Origin of the sequence: Microcoleus sp. PH2017_05_CCC_O_A (assembly GCF_020738785.1) — a bacterium.
In the GTDB taxonomy this organism is placed as follows: domain Bacteria; phylum Cyanobacteriota; class Cyanobacteriia; order Cyanobacteriales; family Microcoleaceae; genus Microcoleus.
Map to the genome: position 1 here is coordinate 1 of NZ_JAEQCB010000076.1, position 16297 is coordinate 16297.

Below are 16297 nucleotides of genomic sequence, written 5' to 3' on the forward strand. Positions count from 1 at the left end.
AGCGGCTGCTGTTAAGAAGCAAGTGGAAGTGACTCCCAAAGAAAAAAAGCGCTTGAATGTTCAGATGGATGAGTTATGGTCATTCGTTGATAGTAAAGGAAATCAGCAGTGTGTCTGGCTGGCATTGGATGCCCAGACTAGGGAAATTGTTGGTGTACATATTGGAGATCGTAGCGCAGTATCGGCTCAATCTTTATGGAATTCAATGCCACCAGTGTACCGTCAATGTGCAGTAATTTATACCGATCACGCTTTGTGCTTATGATTCTGTATTGCCCAGCAAACGTCATCACGCCGTGTAGATAAAGATAGTGGTTTTACTAGCTATATCGAGCGCTTCAACTGTACTATTCGACAACGAGTATCAAGGGTTGGTAAGAAAGAGCTTAGCCTTCTCTAAAAAATTAGAAAATCATATTGCTGCAATTTGGCGCTTTGTACATCATTACAATGATAATTTACAACTCTAAATGTCTACTTTTATTTGAATTCAGTTTTATTCTGTCGATCCTTTCCTTCAGGGCACTACCGGCACGGTGATGCCTTGCAGGGTAAGGCGGCAAAGACGCTGGCTGATGCAATCTTAGATCGTGACGAGGATTAGATGTTAGATGTCAGTGAATTGACGTGTCGTGACAGTTACTGAGAATTAGCTGAGAATCGGCTGAAAGATCTATACCCAAAAATTCAGGAAATTATTAAGTTCATTTCAGGCGTGCTTAAAAAACCATTGCGATGATACTAATAACCCAAGTTGCTAGTAGCATTTTTCGAGTGAGAAGTTGGGATTTTGGGAGCATCTATGTTCCCCAGTCCGCCAGTCGAAAACGAACTGCTAACTGACGTTAATAGTCGATCTTCTGCTGTGGATTTATTTTTATGAATGCCAACGATCTATTCTTGCTATTGCATCCTTTTTTCGCCGTTGCCGTAGTTTTCCCCCTCATCGGCATGGTAGTGAGAATGGCATGGCAAACCCGCCAACGACGGCTAGCTGTGGCAACTGGTGGGAAAAGTCAAATTCCTGGAGTTGTAGGCAAAGAGCACGTAGATTTGGGTCGATGGCTGAGCGGCTCGGTTGTAGTGCTGTCCTTAATTGGACTGGCACATCCGATCTTCTCAAAAATACTCGAACAACAAGCTTGGATTAAAGAACCATTTCGGGTGGTATTTATCCTGATGATGTTCGTCGCCACTAGCGGAGCGCTGTTCTTTTTATATCGATCGAGCGAAAAGATTTGGCTGGGCATATTTGCGACATTAACGGGAATGGGCTTAGTAGTGATCGGTTCTCAACCAGAGATCTATCGACGCGAATCTGAATGGTATGTCTCCCATTATTACTATGGGATCGTTGCTGCGATGTTAATGATTTTTTCATTAGCAATTATTCAAGATATTTATCGCGATCGCAGCAATCGTTGGCGCAACGTCCATATCATTCTCAACTGCTTGGCACTACTATTATTTATCGGTCAGGGGTTTACTGGCACGCGAGATTTGTTGGAAATTCCGCTGAGTTGGCAAAAGCCCTATGTAGAATCGCTATACAAATATGAATGTGACAAACAAACCTGTCTGGTACAACCTCAGTCTGCGCCATCGATCCCAAAATAGTCGATCTTTATACTCGACTTCACTTCTAATTTTTACAACCCAATTCTAGGATTTACAACATGAAAGCTACTTCTTTTCTGCTGACAACAATCGCTCTGGGTACGATCGCCATCGCCACCGTTCCCTTCCAATCATTCGCTCCTAATTCTCTCCAAGCATCTGCCCAAGAAGTTAAGATCGCTCAAACTGAAACTACGCAAGAAAAGATCGACCAAATTACAGCGGTTAAAGGTAAACCAGGTAGTGGAGACTTACTCCGCAAACTATATCCCAAAGATCTCAGTCCAATTGGCGTGCAACCAGGTGGTGCGGGCATGGTAGTTAATCTGTACAGTAAAAACAATGACACTACACTCTCACTCTGTACTGTTTACGATGTGGTTGTGGCAGTCAAAAAAGGCAAGATCGCTAGGTTCAATCCCAGTGAAGTTAAGTAATATCCTCTGCGATCGATTCTAGAATTTAGTATTCTTAGTCTCTCGATCGAACTGGATAGTGGGCATTATCTTAACCAAAATCGTCGGGTTTTCGGACGAGCGGGAGCTGTTGCCCACTATCTATATTTTAGCAAAATTTACTGCCATGAAAACTTGGATAAACCTGCTCTGAAGATCGTTGATGCCAACAAGTAATATCTATAACCAAAATAGAATTCAGTCAAATATTTGCCCATTAATTTGATTCTATTGGAAAGAAGCTATACCAACGAGGAATTAGAAAATGCTAGAAAATATACAACAAATTTCCAATCCCATTATTAGATCGATCGCTGCTGGTATCTTTCTAGGCAGTTTAGTCACAATTCCTGCTGGACTTGCCTTAGAATTACTCAAATCTCCAAAGCAGACAACTCCCGAATCTGCAAGTAAGCTAGTTGTCTACACCTCGTTAGCGAGTTCTGTTATCGGTGCGGCGATCGGTTTGAGTTCGGGTAAGCGTAATAAAGATAATGAAGTTGAGTCTAACGATTTAGGCGATCGAGAATCATTAAATTCGGGATGGCATGATTGGCGAAAATTTATCGTCATGCGGAAAGTAAGCGAAAGCGATAATATTACATCTTTCTATTTACATCCTGAAGATAACGAGCCGATTCCGGCTTTTATGCCGGGACAATTTCTGACGATAAAACTCGATTTGCCAGAGCGAGCCGAGCCAGTAATCCGCACTTATTCTCTATCCGATTATCATCAATCTCCACTTTATTATCGCCTGTCGATTAAGCGAGAAATTGCACCAGTCGGTACCGATCTACCTCCAGGAATTGCTTCTAATTTTATGCACGATCGCATCCAAGAAGATTCGATAATTTGGGTAAAACCTCCGGCTGGCAAATTCGTACTCAATCTTCACCATCCCCAACCTGCGATCTTAATTAGTAATGGTGTGGGAATTACGCCGATGATTAGTATGGCAAAAGCGGCGATGCAACTAAATCCATTGCGACACATTTGGTTTTTACATGGTGCTAGAGATAGCCAAAATCATGCTTTTCGCGATGAAATTAATGCCCTCGCTGCCAGTCATTCTAATTTACATATTATCTACTGCTATAGCCAACCGATGGCAACAGATATCGGACATTATCACCAGCGTGGATATGTCGATGCTGCTCTGATTCAAAATATAGTGGCACCAGAAATGCAGCAATTGTGTGGTTCCACTGAAGCAGATTACTTTCTGTGTGGCTCGGCATCATTTATGGATGCGATTAGAAATGGATTGAGAACGTGGGGGGTAGCAGACGAGCGAGTAATGTTTGAATCCTTTGCCAAGGCAATGCCAAAACCAGCAAAAGCGGGTGAATCTGTAACCACAGCAACTAGCGATACTAAAGAAATTGTCTTCAGTAAATCTGGTCGAACTCATACTTGGAATCCTGCCGATGGGACGATTTTAGAGTTTGCCGAAGCAAATGGTCTGCGACCTGAATATAGCTGTCGTGCAGGGATTTGCGGTACCTGTACGTGCAAGATTGCTGAAGGAGAAGTGGAGTATCAAGAACAACCAAGTGCGACTGTAGAGCGAGGTTCGGTACTCATCTGTATTTCTCATCCCAAAACGGCAAGGGTAGTTCTCGATCTGTAGATTAATCCTATGAAAAAACGTTATTTTTTATCTGCTGGAATTGCGACGATCGGTTCGATTTGGTTGTCGGATTATTTACCGAACAAAGTTCAAGGAAAAACCATAAAAATAGCTGAAAATCATCAGTTTGCAATTATGAAAACAGAGCAAGAATGGCGGAAAATTTTGACACCAGCTCAATTTGAAGTGTTGCGTCAGCATGGCACCGAACGTGCGGGTAGTAGCCCCCTGGATTTGGAGCATGGTAACGGCACTTTTGCCTGTGCTGGCTGCAATTTGCCACTATTTACCTCTACTACTAAATATAACAGTGGTACGGGTTGGCCGAGCTTTTATGCCCCGATCGAGGGTGCTATTGGAACGACGATCGATCGAGCTTTTGCAATGACTCGAACTGAGGTACATTGTCGTCGCTGTGGCGGACATTTGGGGCATGTCTTTGCAGATGGCCCCAAACCGACGGGTAAACGCTATTGCATGAATGGGGTGGCAATGAAATTTATTGCAGCTTGACCAGCTTTTACGCAGTGGGCAGCGGAAGGTGCAGAGACAAATTTGCAGTAAGCTTTGCCCGAATCATACTACTGAGTGTATCAGTCCGATTTGCTGTCAAACTATCAATTCACAATAAAAATCATGAAACTGAATGAAAAAGTTGCTTTAGTCACTGGTAGTAGTGGCGGTATCGGTCAAGGTATTGCAATTCGATTGGCACAGGAAGGCGCGAAAGTTGTTGTCAATTATCGTTCCAATCCTGAAGGCGCGGAACAAACGCTGAAGGCAATTAATGAGATCGGCGGTAATTGCTTGATGGCTGATGGATTTTGCGATCGAGATCGGGGTTATAGTATCGGTGCAGATTTGGGAATGGTTGATGATGTACGGCGTTTAGTTGCTGAAAGTATCGAACATTTTGGCACGATCGATATTTTGGTTAATAATGCTGGGATTGAAAAACATTCTGACTTTTGGGATATAACAGAGCAAGATTTTGATGCGGTTATGAATATCAATTTCAAAGGAGTTTTCTTTGCTACACAGTTTTTCGTCAAACATCAAATCGATACGGGCAAAAATCGCGCCAGTATTATTAATATTAGTTCCGTTCATGAAGAATTACCATTTCCACACTTCACTACTTACTGTGCTAGTAAAGGTGCCGTGAAAATGATGATGCGAAATCTGGCGGTAGAGCTGGGAAGATTGGGTATTACTATCAATAATGTGGCTCCAGGTGCGATCGAAACGCCAATCAATCAACAGCTACTAAATAACCCCGCTCAATTGCAACCTTTGCTTAAAAATATTCCATTAGGTCGATTTGGAAAACCAGATGATATTGCGGCGGTAGTTGCTTTTCTAGCTTCAGATGACGCTCGGTATATCACTGGTTCGACAGTAGTCGTTGATGGTGGTTTGTTGTGGAACTATCAAGAACAATAGAGATGAAAACCATGCTTAACCAACATTACGATGTTATCATTATCGGCACTGGTGCAGGCGGTGGAACGCTGGCACATCATCTGGCTCCTAGCGGTAAAAAGATCTTAATTCTCGAACGCGGCACATTCTTACCTAGGGAAAAGGAAAACTGGAGTGCCTTGGAAGTCTACCAGCGAGAACGCTATCATACCCAAGAACAGTGGTTTGACAAATCCGATCGAGCCTTTCGTCCAGCAACGAACTATTGCGGGCGTTGCTGATTTACGGTATGAAAGGCTAAATATGCCAGTCATAGAAACCAGTATCGACAAAGCTTGGGGATTTTTAACTTATTTTTTTCATACCCTAGGTGAAAATTGAAGTGCGATCGCCGATATGGATTTTCCTCAAAGATATAATGATGGTTGGATCGCACTTTCTTACCCACCACCCAAAAAAACCGTGACCAAAACAGAAATCTTAGCAGCACTCAAAAATCTGACAGCAGAAGAACGCCTAGAAATCATCGAAACAGCTTCGCGGATGATGCGCGACGACATAGAACAAAAAGCCCAGCGCAAAGCCGAGAAAAAGCGCCAACTCAGAGCCGCAGCAGAAGCAGCAGTCAAGGATTATATGCCGGGAGGTGCTTTACATGATTTGTGGTCGCCAGACAGCGAACCATATTTTGAATCCGAGGAAGAATACCTGAACGCTGGGATAAAAACTAATGCGTAGAGGCGAAATCTGGCTGGTTACACTTGAACCTACTGTTGGTGCAGAAATCGGCAAAACCCGTCCCGCAGTTATTGTCAGCGATGAGACGGTGGGAATTTTGCTGCTTGAAGTGATTGTCCCCATCACTGACTGGAAAGAACGATATACAGAGAGAAATTGGATGGTTCGACTAGAACCAAGTAGCGAAAATGGCTTGGCTAAACTCTCAGCCGCCGACACTTTTCAAGTCCGTTCCGTTTCCCAACAAAGATTTGTCCGACAACTCGGAAGCCTTTCGGAAACAATTATGGAAGAAATTGCAGATACACTGACAATTGTGCTGGATCTGGATTGAATAACTAGCCAACAGCGTACAAATAGTGTTATTTATAAATAGATTGTATGGCGCGATGGCCTTAAATGATTCCTATACAACTTACACTCAAAAATTTTCTCAGCTATCGCGAAGCTGCTTTAGACTTTCGCGGACTTCACACTGCTTGCATTTGCGGGCCTAACGGTGCTGGTAAATCTTCTCTCCTAGAGGCGATCGCCTGGTCGCTTTGGGGCAGTTGTCGCAGCGATACAGAAGACGATATCATCCATATCGGCGAAATTGATGTCCGAGTTGATTTCACTTTCTCTACGGGCGGCCAAATCTACCGGGTGATTCGCAACCGCCGGCGCGGACAATCGGGAAGTTTGGAATTTCAAGTTAGCTTGAATTGCGCCGAAACTCAGGATGGACTCAGTTTTCGCACTCTCACTGACAAGGGGCTGAGAAATACTCAGCAGAAAATTCTCGAACATATCAAGCTAGATTACGATACTTTTATTAACTCGGCTTATTTGCGGCAGGGGCGTGCTGATGAGTTTATGCTCAAAAAGCCGATCGAGCGCAAGCAAGTTTTAGCCAACCTCCTCAAACTCGATCGATACGACACTTTATCCGAACAAGCCAAGGAAAAAGCCAGAGATTTTAAAGCCAAAGTCGAAGTCCTAAAACACGGCTTGCAGACAACCCAAGAGCAACTGCAACAAAAAGAAGCGATCGCATCCGAACAAATTCAATTGCAGCAAGCAACCGATTTGCTCTCTTCGCAGCAGCAAGCCGACACAGCACATTTGCAGCAACTGCAACTCCAGCACCACAACCGCCAAACTTGGCAAAAACTCCTCGCCGGCCACCAGCAACAACACTATAATATCTCTCAAGAATGCCGTCGCTTGCAGCAAGAACTCGCAGCCGCCAAGCGGCAGCAACACGAGCTGCAAGCCCTGCTCGCCCAAGAAAATGAGATAACAGCAGGAATTGCCTATTTTCAGAGTTTACAATCCACAGAAGAGACGCAGGCTGGAAAATTCAAAGCTCACCAACAAGCGCAAAATCAGCGCCAAAACTTGCAAGAACAGCAACGGCAAGAATTGAGCCTTTTGCAAAACAAAATTCAGCAGTTGCAAGCTCAATTAGATGTCTTAGAACAAGATGAAAAAGATGTTCTAGATGTTCTCAAGCAGCAGCCGGAGGTTGACAAAGGACTCGCACAGTTGCAAGCAGCCCGATCGCGCCTTAACGAACTAGAACAACTGCAACTGCAAGTTTCGCCGCTACTCCAACAGCAGCAGCAGGCGCAAACTAAGCTCGATCGCGCCCATGCCGGTTTAACCGCCCGCTTAGCCGAAATCAACCGACAGGTGCAAGTTCAGCAACAGCAGCGACAGCCGAAATTGCAGCAGGAAATCTCGGCCATCGCCCATCAAATTGTCCAGTTGGAAAACAAGCGAGTTTATCAGGAACGAGTCCGCGAAAAAGGCCAAGAAAGGCACAGCTTTCTAGAAAATCTGCAAGCTAAAAGCCGCGACTATCAAACCCGACTCGCGGAAATTGACCAAAAACTCCAACTGTTGCGGAAAAATGAAGCAGAAACTAGCGCGGGGGAAGGTAAAGCTGCCCAGTTTGGGGAAACTCAGGAAGCGAATTCGCCTTTAATTGTGCGCGATTCGGGTTTTGGCGCCTGTCCTTTGTGCGATCGACCTTTAGACGAACACTACTGGAATTTGGTAGTCACCAAGCACCACTCCCAACAGCAAGAAATCTGGAATCAACTGTGGGTTGTCCGCGAACAGTTGGCAGTTTCCGAGCGCGAAATTCAAGTCCTCAGACACGAATACCGCGAACTAGAACAGGAATTAGCGCCTTACCAAGAATTGCGGGAACGCCGCAGCCATTTGCAAGCTCAATTGGATGGCCTGGGCCAAGATGAAACTCGACTGCAAAGTATGCGTCAAGATGCTGCCCAAATCGAGCGGTTGTTGCGTACTGGCGAGTATGGATCTGATGATTTGAGGGAACTTCAGCAAATTGAACAGCAACTGCAACAGCTCAATTATAGCGATCGCAGCCACTCCCTCGCCCGCAGCGATGAAAAGCGTTTGCGCTGGGCGGAAATTAAGCAAGCTCAAATCAAAGACGCTCAGCAGAAACTTAATAAAATTAACAGCCGCCGCCCGGATTTGCAAACTCAATTAGCCGCCGTACAGCAACAGTTTGAACAGCAAAAAAATAGCTCGGAAATTCAGCAGCAAATTCTGTCTTTAAATAGATATATCGCGGAAGTTGGCTATAACTTGGAACAGCACGAACACGTCCGTAGCGAAATGCGTAAAACGCAGTTTTGGATCGCCCGTGCTGAAAAATTGCGATCGGCAACTCAGCAATTCCCGCAAGTGCAGCAGCGGGTTAATGAAATCGCCAGTTCGATCGCCGTGCGCGATCGCGATTTGCAAGCTGTCACCGCTCAAAGTTCAGCGATGAACCAGCAGTTGCAAGAACATCCCGATCCGACTGCTCAAATAAGTGCGATCGAACAACAAATGGGCCGCCGCCGCCAGCAGCTAGACCAACATTTGGGAAGTCTCGGACGCCTCCAACAACAGCAGCAAAATCTAGAAGATTTGCAAGTTCAGTTAGTCGCTCAAAAAGAGCAAATGCAGGTTGCTAAACGCCAATACAAAGTTTATCAAGAGTTGGGTCAAGCCTTTGGCAAGAACGGGATTCAAGCTTTGATGATTGAAAATGTTTTGCCTCAACTGGAAGCTGAAACCAATCAGATATTGTCGAGATTGAGCGCGAATCAGTTGCACGTACAATTTATTACTCAGCGGGCGGCTGCTTCTAAAAAAGCAACTAAATTGATTGACACTTTAGACATTCTCATTGCTGATGCTCGCGGTACTCGTCCCTATGAAACTTACTCGGGTGGCGAAGCTTTTCGGATTAATTTTGCGATTCGGCTGGCGCTGGCGAGATTGCTGTCTCAGCGGGCGGGTACGGCTTTGCAAATGTTGATTATTGATGAGGGGTTTGGGACTCAGGATGCGGAAGGGTGCGATCGCCTAATTGCTGCCATTAATGCGATCGCCTCTGACTTCGCCTGCATCCTCACCGTTACCCATATGCCGCACCTCAAAGAAGCTTTTCAAGCCAGGATAGAAGTCACCAAAACTGCTCAGGGTTCTAGCCTGGCCTTGTCAATCTAGATGGATTATTCGATTTTCGATTTTCGATTTTTGATTGGCGATTGGCGATCGGACGGCGGTTGAAACCGCGTCTACACAGACGAAACCCGCCTCCGCGGGTTGAAGATCGGACGTACGGTTGAAATTATGTTATTTTCTTGACACCTCGGAGGCGGACTTCGTTTGTATAGGCTGCGATTGCAATACTCGGGACGCTCGCAATGATAAAAAAACGTTAACCCAAGCGTATTCTTGTATAGGCGCGAATTCCATTCGCCCGCTCTTCAACCCGCGGAGGCGGGTTTTGTTTGTATAGGCGCGAATTCCATTCGCCCGCTGTTCCTGTTCCCGATCGATTCGCTGTTCCCGATCGATTCGCTGTTCCCGATTCGCCCGCTCGGACTCATCCATTCGCCCGCTCTTTGATTCGCCCGCTGTTTGATTCGCCCGCTCTTAATTTCCCCGTCGGCTTTTTGGAGCTCCTGAGTTTGTTAGGCTAAATTAAAAATAAGATAATAAAATAAGAATGCCTGAAGCTATTTATATTTTTTTTATTTTCATGTCCGCTCCCTCGGAGTGTGTGTATTGCCACCGATGACAACAGACTCTTTCCACCTGTCTCTCCTAGAAAGGGCGATCGCAGCGTCGAGCAACAGCATCCTGATCGCAGATGCTGGCAGGCTCGACAGACCTATTATATATTGCAATCCTGCTTTTGAGAAACTGACTGGCTACACCCGGGAAGAAGTCATTGGACGCAACTGCCGGTTTTTGCAAGGCCCGGATACCGATCGCGCCGAATTAGACAGACTCCGCAGCAGTTTGCGATCGGGAACAGAAGTTAAGGTAATTCTCAAGAATTACCGCAAGGATAAAACACCTTTTTGGAACGAATTAACTGTTTCCCCCGTCCTCGATGGCGACGGAAACCTCACTCATTTTATCGGAGTTCAGAACGATATTACCCAAAGAGTCGCAGCCGAAACAGCCCTGCAAGAAAGCGAAGAAAGATTGCGGGCGATCGCTACTGCGACTCCCATTCCTACGATCATTACGCGCCGCTCAGACAGCACAATTTTGTACGCAAATTCTGCCCTCGGAGAAACTTTCGGTTTGAGTTCAGACAAGCTGATCGCTAGCAAAAAGATCGACTTTTATGCTAATGCGGGCGATCGCCATCAATTGCTAGAATCAGTCAAAAAACACGGCTTTAGCGACAGCGATCAAATCTGCCTCAAGAAAGCAAATGGCAGTTGCTTTTGGGCAAAGATGTCGATGCGAGCGATTAATTTTAAGGGCGAAGCATCAATTTTATCGTCATTTTATGATATTACCGATCGCGTAGAAGCAGAAACCGCACTCCGCCAAAGCGAAGCGAGGTTGCAAAAACTAGCCGCCAACGTTCCGGGAATGATTTATCAATTTCAGCTAGCAGCCGACGGCGCTGTGTCATTCCCCTACATCAGTTCTGGCTGTCGCGAACTCTACGAATTAGAACCAGAGGTGCTGCAAAAGTCAGCTATTCCTGCGATCGAAATGATTCACCCAGAGGATGCACAAAACTTCCACGAAACTCTGGCTATCTCAGCTAAAACTTTAGATCCTTGGCGGTGGGAAGGCAGATTAGTGTTACCGGGCGATCGCATCAAGTGGGTTAGCGGGGCTTCCAGACCCGAACTGAGCGAAAAAGGTGACATTATTTGGGATGGTTTGTTGATCGACATTAGCGATCGCAAACTTGCCGAATCAGCACTGCGACAAAGCGAAGCCCGATTCCAAAAAATGGCCGGCAACCTGCCGGGAATGATTTATCAATACTTGCAGCATCTCGACGGTACCAATGAATTCATTTATGTCAGTCCCGGCTGTTGGGAACTCTATGAATTAACTCCAGAAAAAGTTCAAAAAAACTCAAATTCAATGTGGTCGTTGGTGCATTCAGAAGACCTACAACCGATGCAAGAGTCACTCACAATTTGCGGGAAAAATTTACAACCTTGGAAATATGAAGGGCGGATCGTTACGCGATCGGGAAAACTGAAATGGATTCGCGCCATTGCTCGCCCCGAACTGCAACCGGGCGGCGAGATACTTTGGGAAGGGGTGACAATCGATATTAGCGATCGCAAGGTAGCAGAAATCGCCCTCAGCGAGTCAAAAGTTGCCCTGGAACAAGCCAATCAAGAACTAGAAAAGCGCGTCCTAGAACGCACAGAAGCTTTGCAAAAATCCAAAAAAATGCTGTGGTTGGTGATCGACAACATCCCTCAGTTAATCGCCTGGAAAGATCTAGATTCAGTTTACTTGGGAGGTAACAAAAACTTTGCCACAATCGCAGGTTTAAATCATCCCACTGAAATCACCGGTCTCACGGACTACGATATGCCCTGGAAGCCAGAAGAAACACAATTTTTCCGAGATTGCGATTGCCGGATCATGGCAAAAAATACCGCTGAATATCACATTATTGAACCTCAAATGCAAGCCGACGGCACCCAGCGCTGGATGGATGCAAATAAAATACCTTTGCATGACAATTACGGCAATGTCGTCGGCATTTTATGTACTTTGGAAGACATCACCGATCGGCTTTCACTTGAAGCTAAAGTCCGGGCCAGCGAGGAACTATTTCGCAAAATATTTGAAGATGCACCCATCGGTATCTATTTAGCCAATTTAGACGATCGCCAGTTGGTGCGAGTCAATAAAACTTACTGCGAAATGCTGGGATATACAGCAGCAGAATTGCTGAGTACAACATTCATAGAAATTGGGCATCCCGAAGATCGTCAAAACAATCTCGAAGCTGCTGCCGCTCTCAATCGGGGAGAAATTCCGAGCTATCAAATCGAAATTCGCCATATTTCGGCTACAGGTAAAACTGTTTGGGTAAATGTGACAGCTACTTTGATCCGAGACGGGGAAGGAAAAGCTATTTACAACTTAGGGATGATTGAAAATATTACTAACCGCAAAATTTCCGCAGCAGCACTCCAAGCTTCGGAATCTCAATTGAGAAAACAAGCAACTCAATTGCAAGAAGCCTACGAACAACTCCAACATACTCAAATCCAATTAATTCAATCAGAAAAAATGTCTAGCCTCGGGCAGATGGTGGCTGGTATCGCCCATGAAATCAACAATCCTGCAAATTTTATTAACGGCAATATTTCTCACACCAACATCTATTTTAACGACTTAATAGAACTTTTGAATCTCTACCAGCACTATTACCCGTCTCCTGCTCAGCAAATTACCGAAACACTGAAGCAAATAGAGTTTGATTTCCTCAAGGAAGACTTGCCAAAAATGCTAAATTCTATGAAAGTAGGAGTAGAAAGAATTAGTGATATTGTATTGTCGCTGAGGAATTTTGCGCGATTAGATCAATCAGAAATAAAGTTGGCAGACCTTCACGAAGGAATTGAGAGTACGCTGTTAATTGTGCAGCATCGATTGCACCACGACACTCAAGAAAAACGAATTGAAATCATTAAAGACTACGGAACTATATCGAAAATTTACTGTTGTGCGGGGCAGTTAAATCAGGTGTTTTTTAATATTATCAGCAATGCAATTGACGCTGTGGAAAACCGCAAACAACCCCGGACGATCGTGATTCGTACTGAAATGAAAAAAGCTGGGTTGAACAATAGTAAAAGCAATGTCGGCGAGTGCGATCGCGTGGTCATTTGCATCGCCGACAGCGGCCCTGGAATGACCGAAGACGTTAGCAAGCGCCTGTTTGACCCCTTTTTTACCACGAAACCGGTTGGGTCTGGAACAGGTTTGGGATTGTCCATCAGCCATCAGATTGTGGTAGAAAAACATAAGGGAAGTCTGCGGTGCATCTCAGCGCCCGGACAAGGAGCAGAATTCTGGATTGAAATTCCGGTTTCAACAGTTGACAGTTGACAATTGACAGTTGACAGTTTGAGAGCGACCTCTACCCTTAAGTCCGAGGATTGGAGTAATGAATACTCTGATTTTAATTTCTCCCGCTCCGGCGGGCGGGCTTTCAACCAATTCTTTCTGGTAAAGGATGAAAATTTAGATAAAACGTACGGTCTTCTTTTAATCCCCAATTGCCGTCGGTGCTTGAGTTATCAGGGTTTTGAATTAACGGCACTGAGACGCCGAAATTAATCTCATTTGTGCGGTGTGCTCATCTGCTGCCCTTATTCGCTAGGCAATTATGCTGAAAAAACTACCTTTATCCTGGTCTCGCTACATTCCAGCCGGGTTGACACTTGTTTTGGGTGTCGGATTCTCGGCCCTGGCATTTGCCTTGGTTTGGGACTGGGAAGACAGGCGCCACGACTACGAAATGCACCGCCGCATCGACGATATTTCGATCGGCATTGAACGCCAACTCAACTCAGACTTAGACGCAGTTCTCGCCCTCAGCGACTACATGAAAGCGTTTAGCGTCGTCGAACGTTCTTCTTTTGCTCGGTTTGTCGGCCGTCCCCTATCCGTTCACCCCAGCCTGCAACTGCTGGCTTGGGCCCCCCGCGTTCCCAATTCCCAGCGCGCCAACTACGAAGCCCAAGCCAGAACCGAAACTGACTCCAGCTTCCAGATTACAGAGCGCGGCCCCCAGGGAGAACTCCGCAAGGCCGGCCAGCGTTCGGAATATTTCCCAGCTTTTTACGTCGAACCAACGGCGGGAAACGAGACAGCATTGGGATTTGACCTCACTTCCCACCCAGAAATTCGCGCTGCGATCGATCGCGCGCGCGATACTGGAGAAATGATTGTCACCAGCTACGACGGTCTAATTCAGCGCAATTCGCCGGAAGTGGGTCTTTTGGTAATAGTTCCGATTTACGAAAACAGCACTAAACCGACTACCCTGGAATCCCGCCGCCAACTGCTACAAGGATTTGTTCTGGGCGTATTTCAAGGCAAAGATATTTTCCAAACCTCTTTAAAAGGACGCAATACCGACTACCTCACCATTTATCTCGCCAGCGAGCCTCCAGACAAGCCAGAAGCACTGCCGTTGTTACCGCCAACGCCCGACCCCGTTCTGCAAAATCGGGCTGCTGACGGGCAAATTCCGCAATTTGCGGCTTTGTTCCAATCCTCCACCCAACAAGTGTTCACCGCATCGGCCGCTGCGAAAGTAACTCAAAGGTCAAACTGCCCGATTCTGGACAATCCAGGCCCGCAGTATGCGGCTTGCCAAAGGGTGCTGAAAATTAGCGGCAGCCAGTGGTCTTTATACGTGTCTGCAACGCCGGAAATTCGGAAGACTCGCAAGCACTGGCGTTCTTGGGGAACTCTGAGTATGGGGATGTTGTGGACTCTGCTGCCGGTGACATATATGCTGACAGCGTTGAGTCGCACCGCCCAAATCGAAAAGCTAGCCCGAGAAAGAATTCTCCAAACCGAACAGTTGCAGGCTGCTTACCAACAGTTGGAAGTGGAACAAGCGAAATCCGAGCAACTGTTGCTGAATGTTTTGCCGGCGGCGATCGTCCTGCGTTTGAAAGACAATGAACATAATATCGCCGAAAGTTTTGGGGAAGTAACGGTGATGTTTGCCGACATTGTGGGCTTTACAGAGCTTTCGTCGAGAATTTCAGCGACTGCGGTAGTGTCCGTGCTCAATGATATTTTTTCAGCTTTTGATCATTTAGCCGATCGCCACGGTTTGGAGAAAATTAAGACTATTGGTGATGCTTACATGGTTGTCGGCGGTTTACCTACTCCGCGAGAGGATCATGCCGAGGCGGTGGCGAATATGGCGATCGATATGCTACAAGAAATCCGGTTTCTGAGCTTAAATCATTCCGAACCATTCAGCATTCGGATCGGAATTAGCAGTGGCCCTGTAGTTGCCGGCGTCATCGGCTTAAAAAAGTTTATTTACGACCTTTGGGGCGACACAGTAAATATTGCTTCGCGCATGGAATCCCACGGGATTACCGGCTGCATTCAAGTCACCGCCGAAACCTACGAAATATTAAAGAATAAATACACTTTTCAGAAGCGAGGGGCGATTCAAGTTAAGGGCAAGGGATACATGGTTACTTATTTGTTGACTGGTCGTAAATAATAGCAATTTTCCAAATTTATTTTGTAGGGTGTGTCGTTATCGCTCGTACCCGAAAAAATCTAAAATCGAGCTAACGACGCACAGGCGAGAATATTTGAGGAAACAACTTGGACGTTCATTCCACTAAATAATTGTGTTGTAGCAATATTTGTTTGTGCTTGGTATATAGCCTTTTTCAGATAAATGAGGTATGTTGTTGGGCTTGGGCCCTCTTAGGAATGAGAATTAAATAACTTACAATCTTTATTATTCTTGTGGGATGGGCGTCCCGCCCGTCCTTTCTGGACGGGCGGGACGCCCATCCCACTTTCAAGAGTGTAAATTATTCAATTTGCGATCCTTAGTTTAGTTGTTATATAAGCTGTCAGTCATACCTCATCTTTTTGAGAAAGGCTATAATGCCAAGACCCACGCATATTCCAATAAGGTTGAGTTAAGATTTTTTTATGATTGCGAGCGAAAAGCCAAGCAATCAAGTGTGTCTATTTTTCACAGAGTTTTCTAAACCGGACTGTGTTAACTCAAGCTTATTTTTATATATCCAATTTAGTTGAGTAATATCAAATCCGGCAGCATCGGAATTATGAGAGTGCGAGCGTCTCGCTCGCGATCTATGCCACGAGCGAGACGCTCGCACTGATATCATCCAAATATATTATTCCGATGCAGCCGTAAATGATATAATATAGCATTTCGAGCGAAAGATGAGGTATGAATGAAATGGATTTTTTGATGCGAACTCGCTAAGTATATAATCACTATAAGAGGGCTGAAGCCCAACAACATACCTCACTTATCTGAGAAGGGTTATATCAACGTTTATTCTGATATTTTAGATGAATTAATGTCTCATTTTCCCTACGCCCGATC

The 16297-nt window shown here is 45.5% G+C and carries 13 protein-coding genes; all 13 read left to right on the top strand.

The window, feature by feature from the left end; genetic code table 11:
- Positions 1-265, top strand: a 265-nt coding sequence (locus tag JGK20_RS18550; RefSeq protein ID WP_293207972.1) for an IS1 family transposase, incomplete at its 5' end; no start/stop codon positions are given.
- 614 nt (positions 266-879) lie between these two features.
- Positions 880-1617, top strand: coding sequence for a DUF4079 domain-containing protein (locus JGK20_RS18555; protein ID WP_293180524.1), 738 nt, complete (start codon positions 880-882; stop codon positions 1615-1617).
- 59 nt (positions 1618-1676) lie between these two features.
- The gene (locus JGK20_RS18560; RefSeq protein WP_293180521.1) at positions 1677-2054 is read left to right on the top strand and encodes a hypothetical protein; all 378 of its coding nucleotides are present in this window, start codon (positions 1677-1679) and stop codon (positions 2052-2054) included.
- 283 nt (positions 2055-2337) lie between these two features.
- A complete protein-coding gene (locus tag JGK20_RS18565) occupies positions 2338-3705 on the top strand; it encodes a 2Fe-2S iron-sulfur cluster-binding protein (RefSeq protein WP_293224604.1) in 1368 nt (455 codons plus the stop codon).
- Positions 3706-3714: 9 nt separating this feature from the next.
- Positions 3715-4218, top strand: a complete 504-nt coding sequence (msrB, locus tag JGK20_RS18570) for a peptide-methionine (R)-S-oxide reductase MsrB (RefSeq protein WP_363319228.1) — start codon at positions 3715-3717, stop codon at positions 4216-4218.
- Positions 4219-4341: 123 nt separating this feature from the next.
- A complete protein-coding gene (locus JGK20_RS18575; RefSeq protein WP_293180515.1) occupies positions 4342-5148 on the top strand; it encodes a glucose 1-dehydrogenase in 807 nt (268 codons plus the stop codon).
- A gap of 11 nt (positions 5149-5159) precedes the next feature.
- Positions 5160-5408 (top strand): NAD(P)-binding protein, encoded by a 249-nt coding sequence (locus JGK20_RS18580; protein ID WP_293197031.1) that lies wholly within the window; start codon positions 5160-5162, stop codon positions 5406-5408.
- 115 nt (positions 5409-5523) lie between these two features.
- Positions 5524-5865: a hypothetical protein gene (locus JGK20_RS18585; RefSeq protein ID WP_293180509.1), complete on the top strand. Its 342-nt coding sequence runs from the start codon at positions 5524-5526 to the stop codon at positions 5863-5865.
- Positions 5858-6199, top strand: a complete 342-nt coding sequence (locus tag JGK20_RS18590) for a type II toxin-antitoxin system PemK/MazF family toxin (protein WP_293180505.1) — start codon at positions 5858-5860, stop codon at positions 6197-6199. Before JGK20_RS18585 ends, JGK20_RS18590 begins: the two co-directional genes overlap by 8 nt.
- A gap of 65 nt (positions 6200-6264) precedes the next feature.
- Complete coding sequence (locus JGK20_RS18595) at positions 6265-9384, top strand: SMC family ATPase (protein ID WP_293190955.1); 3120 nt, start codon at positions 6265-6267, stop codon at positions 9382-9384.
- Positions 9385-9671: 287 nt separating this feature from the next.
- Positions 9672-9863: a hypothetical protein gene (locus tag JGK20_RS18600; protein ID WP_293180499.1), complete on the top strand. Its 192-nt coding sequence runs from the start codon at positions 9672-9674 to the stop codon at positions 9861-9863.
- Between the two features lie 94 nt (positions 9864-9957).
- Complete coding sequence (locus tag JGK20_RS18605; RefSeq protein ID WP_293231690.1) at positions 9958-13278, top strand: PAS domain S-box protein; 3321 nt, start codon at positions 9958-9960, stop codon at positions 13276-13278.
- A gap of 280 nt (positions 13279-13558) precedes the next feature.
- A complete protein-coding gene (locus JGK20_RS18610; RefSeq protein ID WP_293190959.1) occupies positions 13559-15427 on the top strand; it encodes an adenylate/guanylate cyclase domain-containing protein in 1869 nt (622 codons plus the stop codon).
- Positions 15428-16297: the final 870 nt, after the last annotated feature.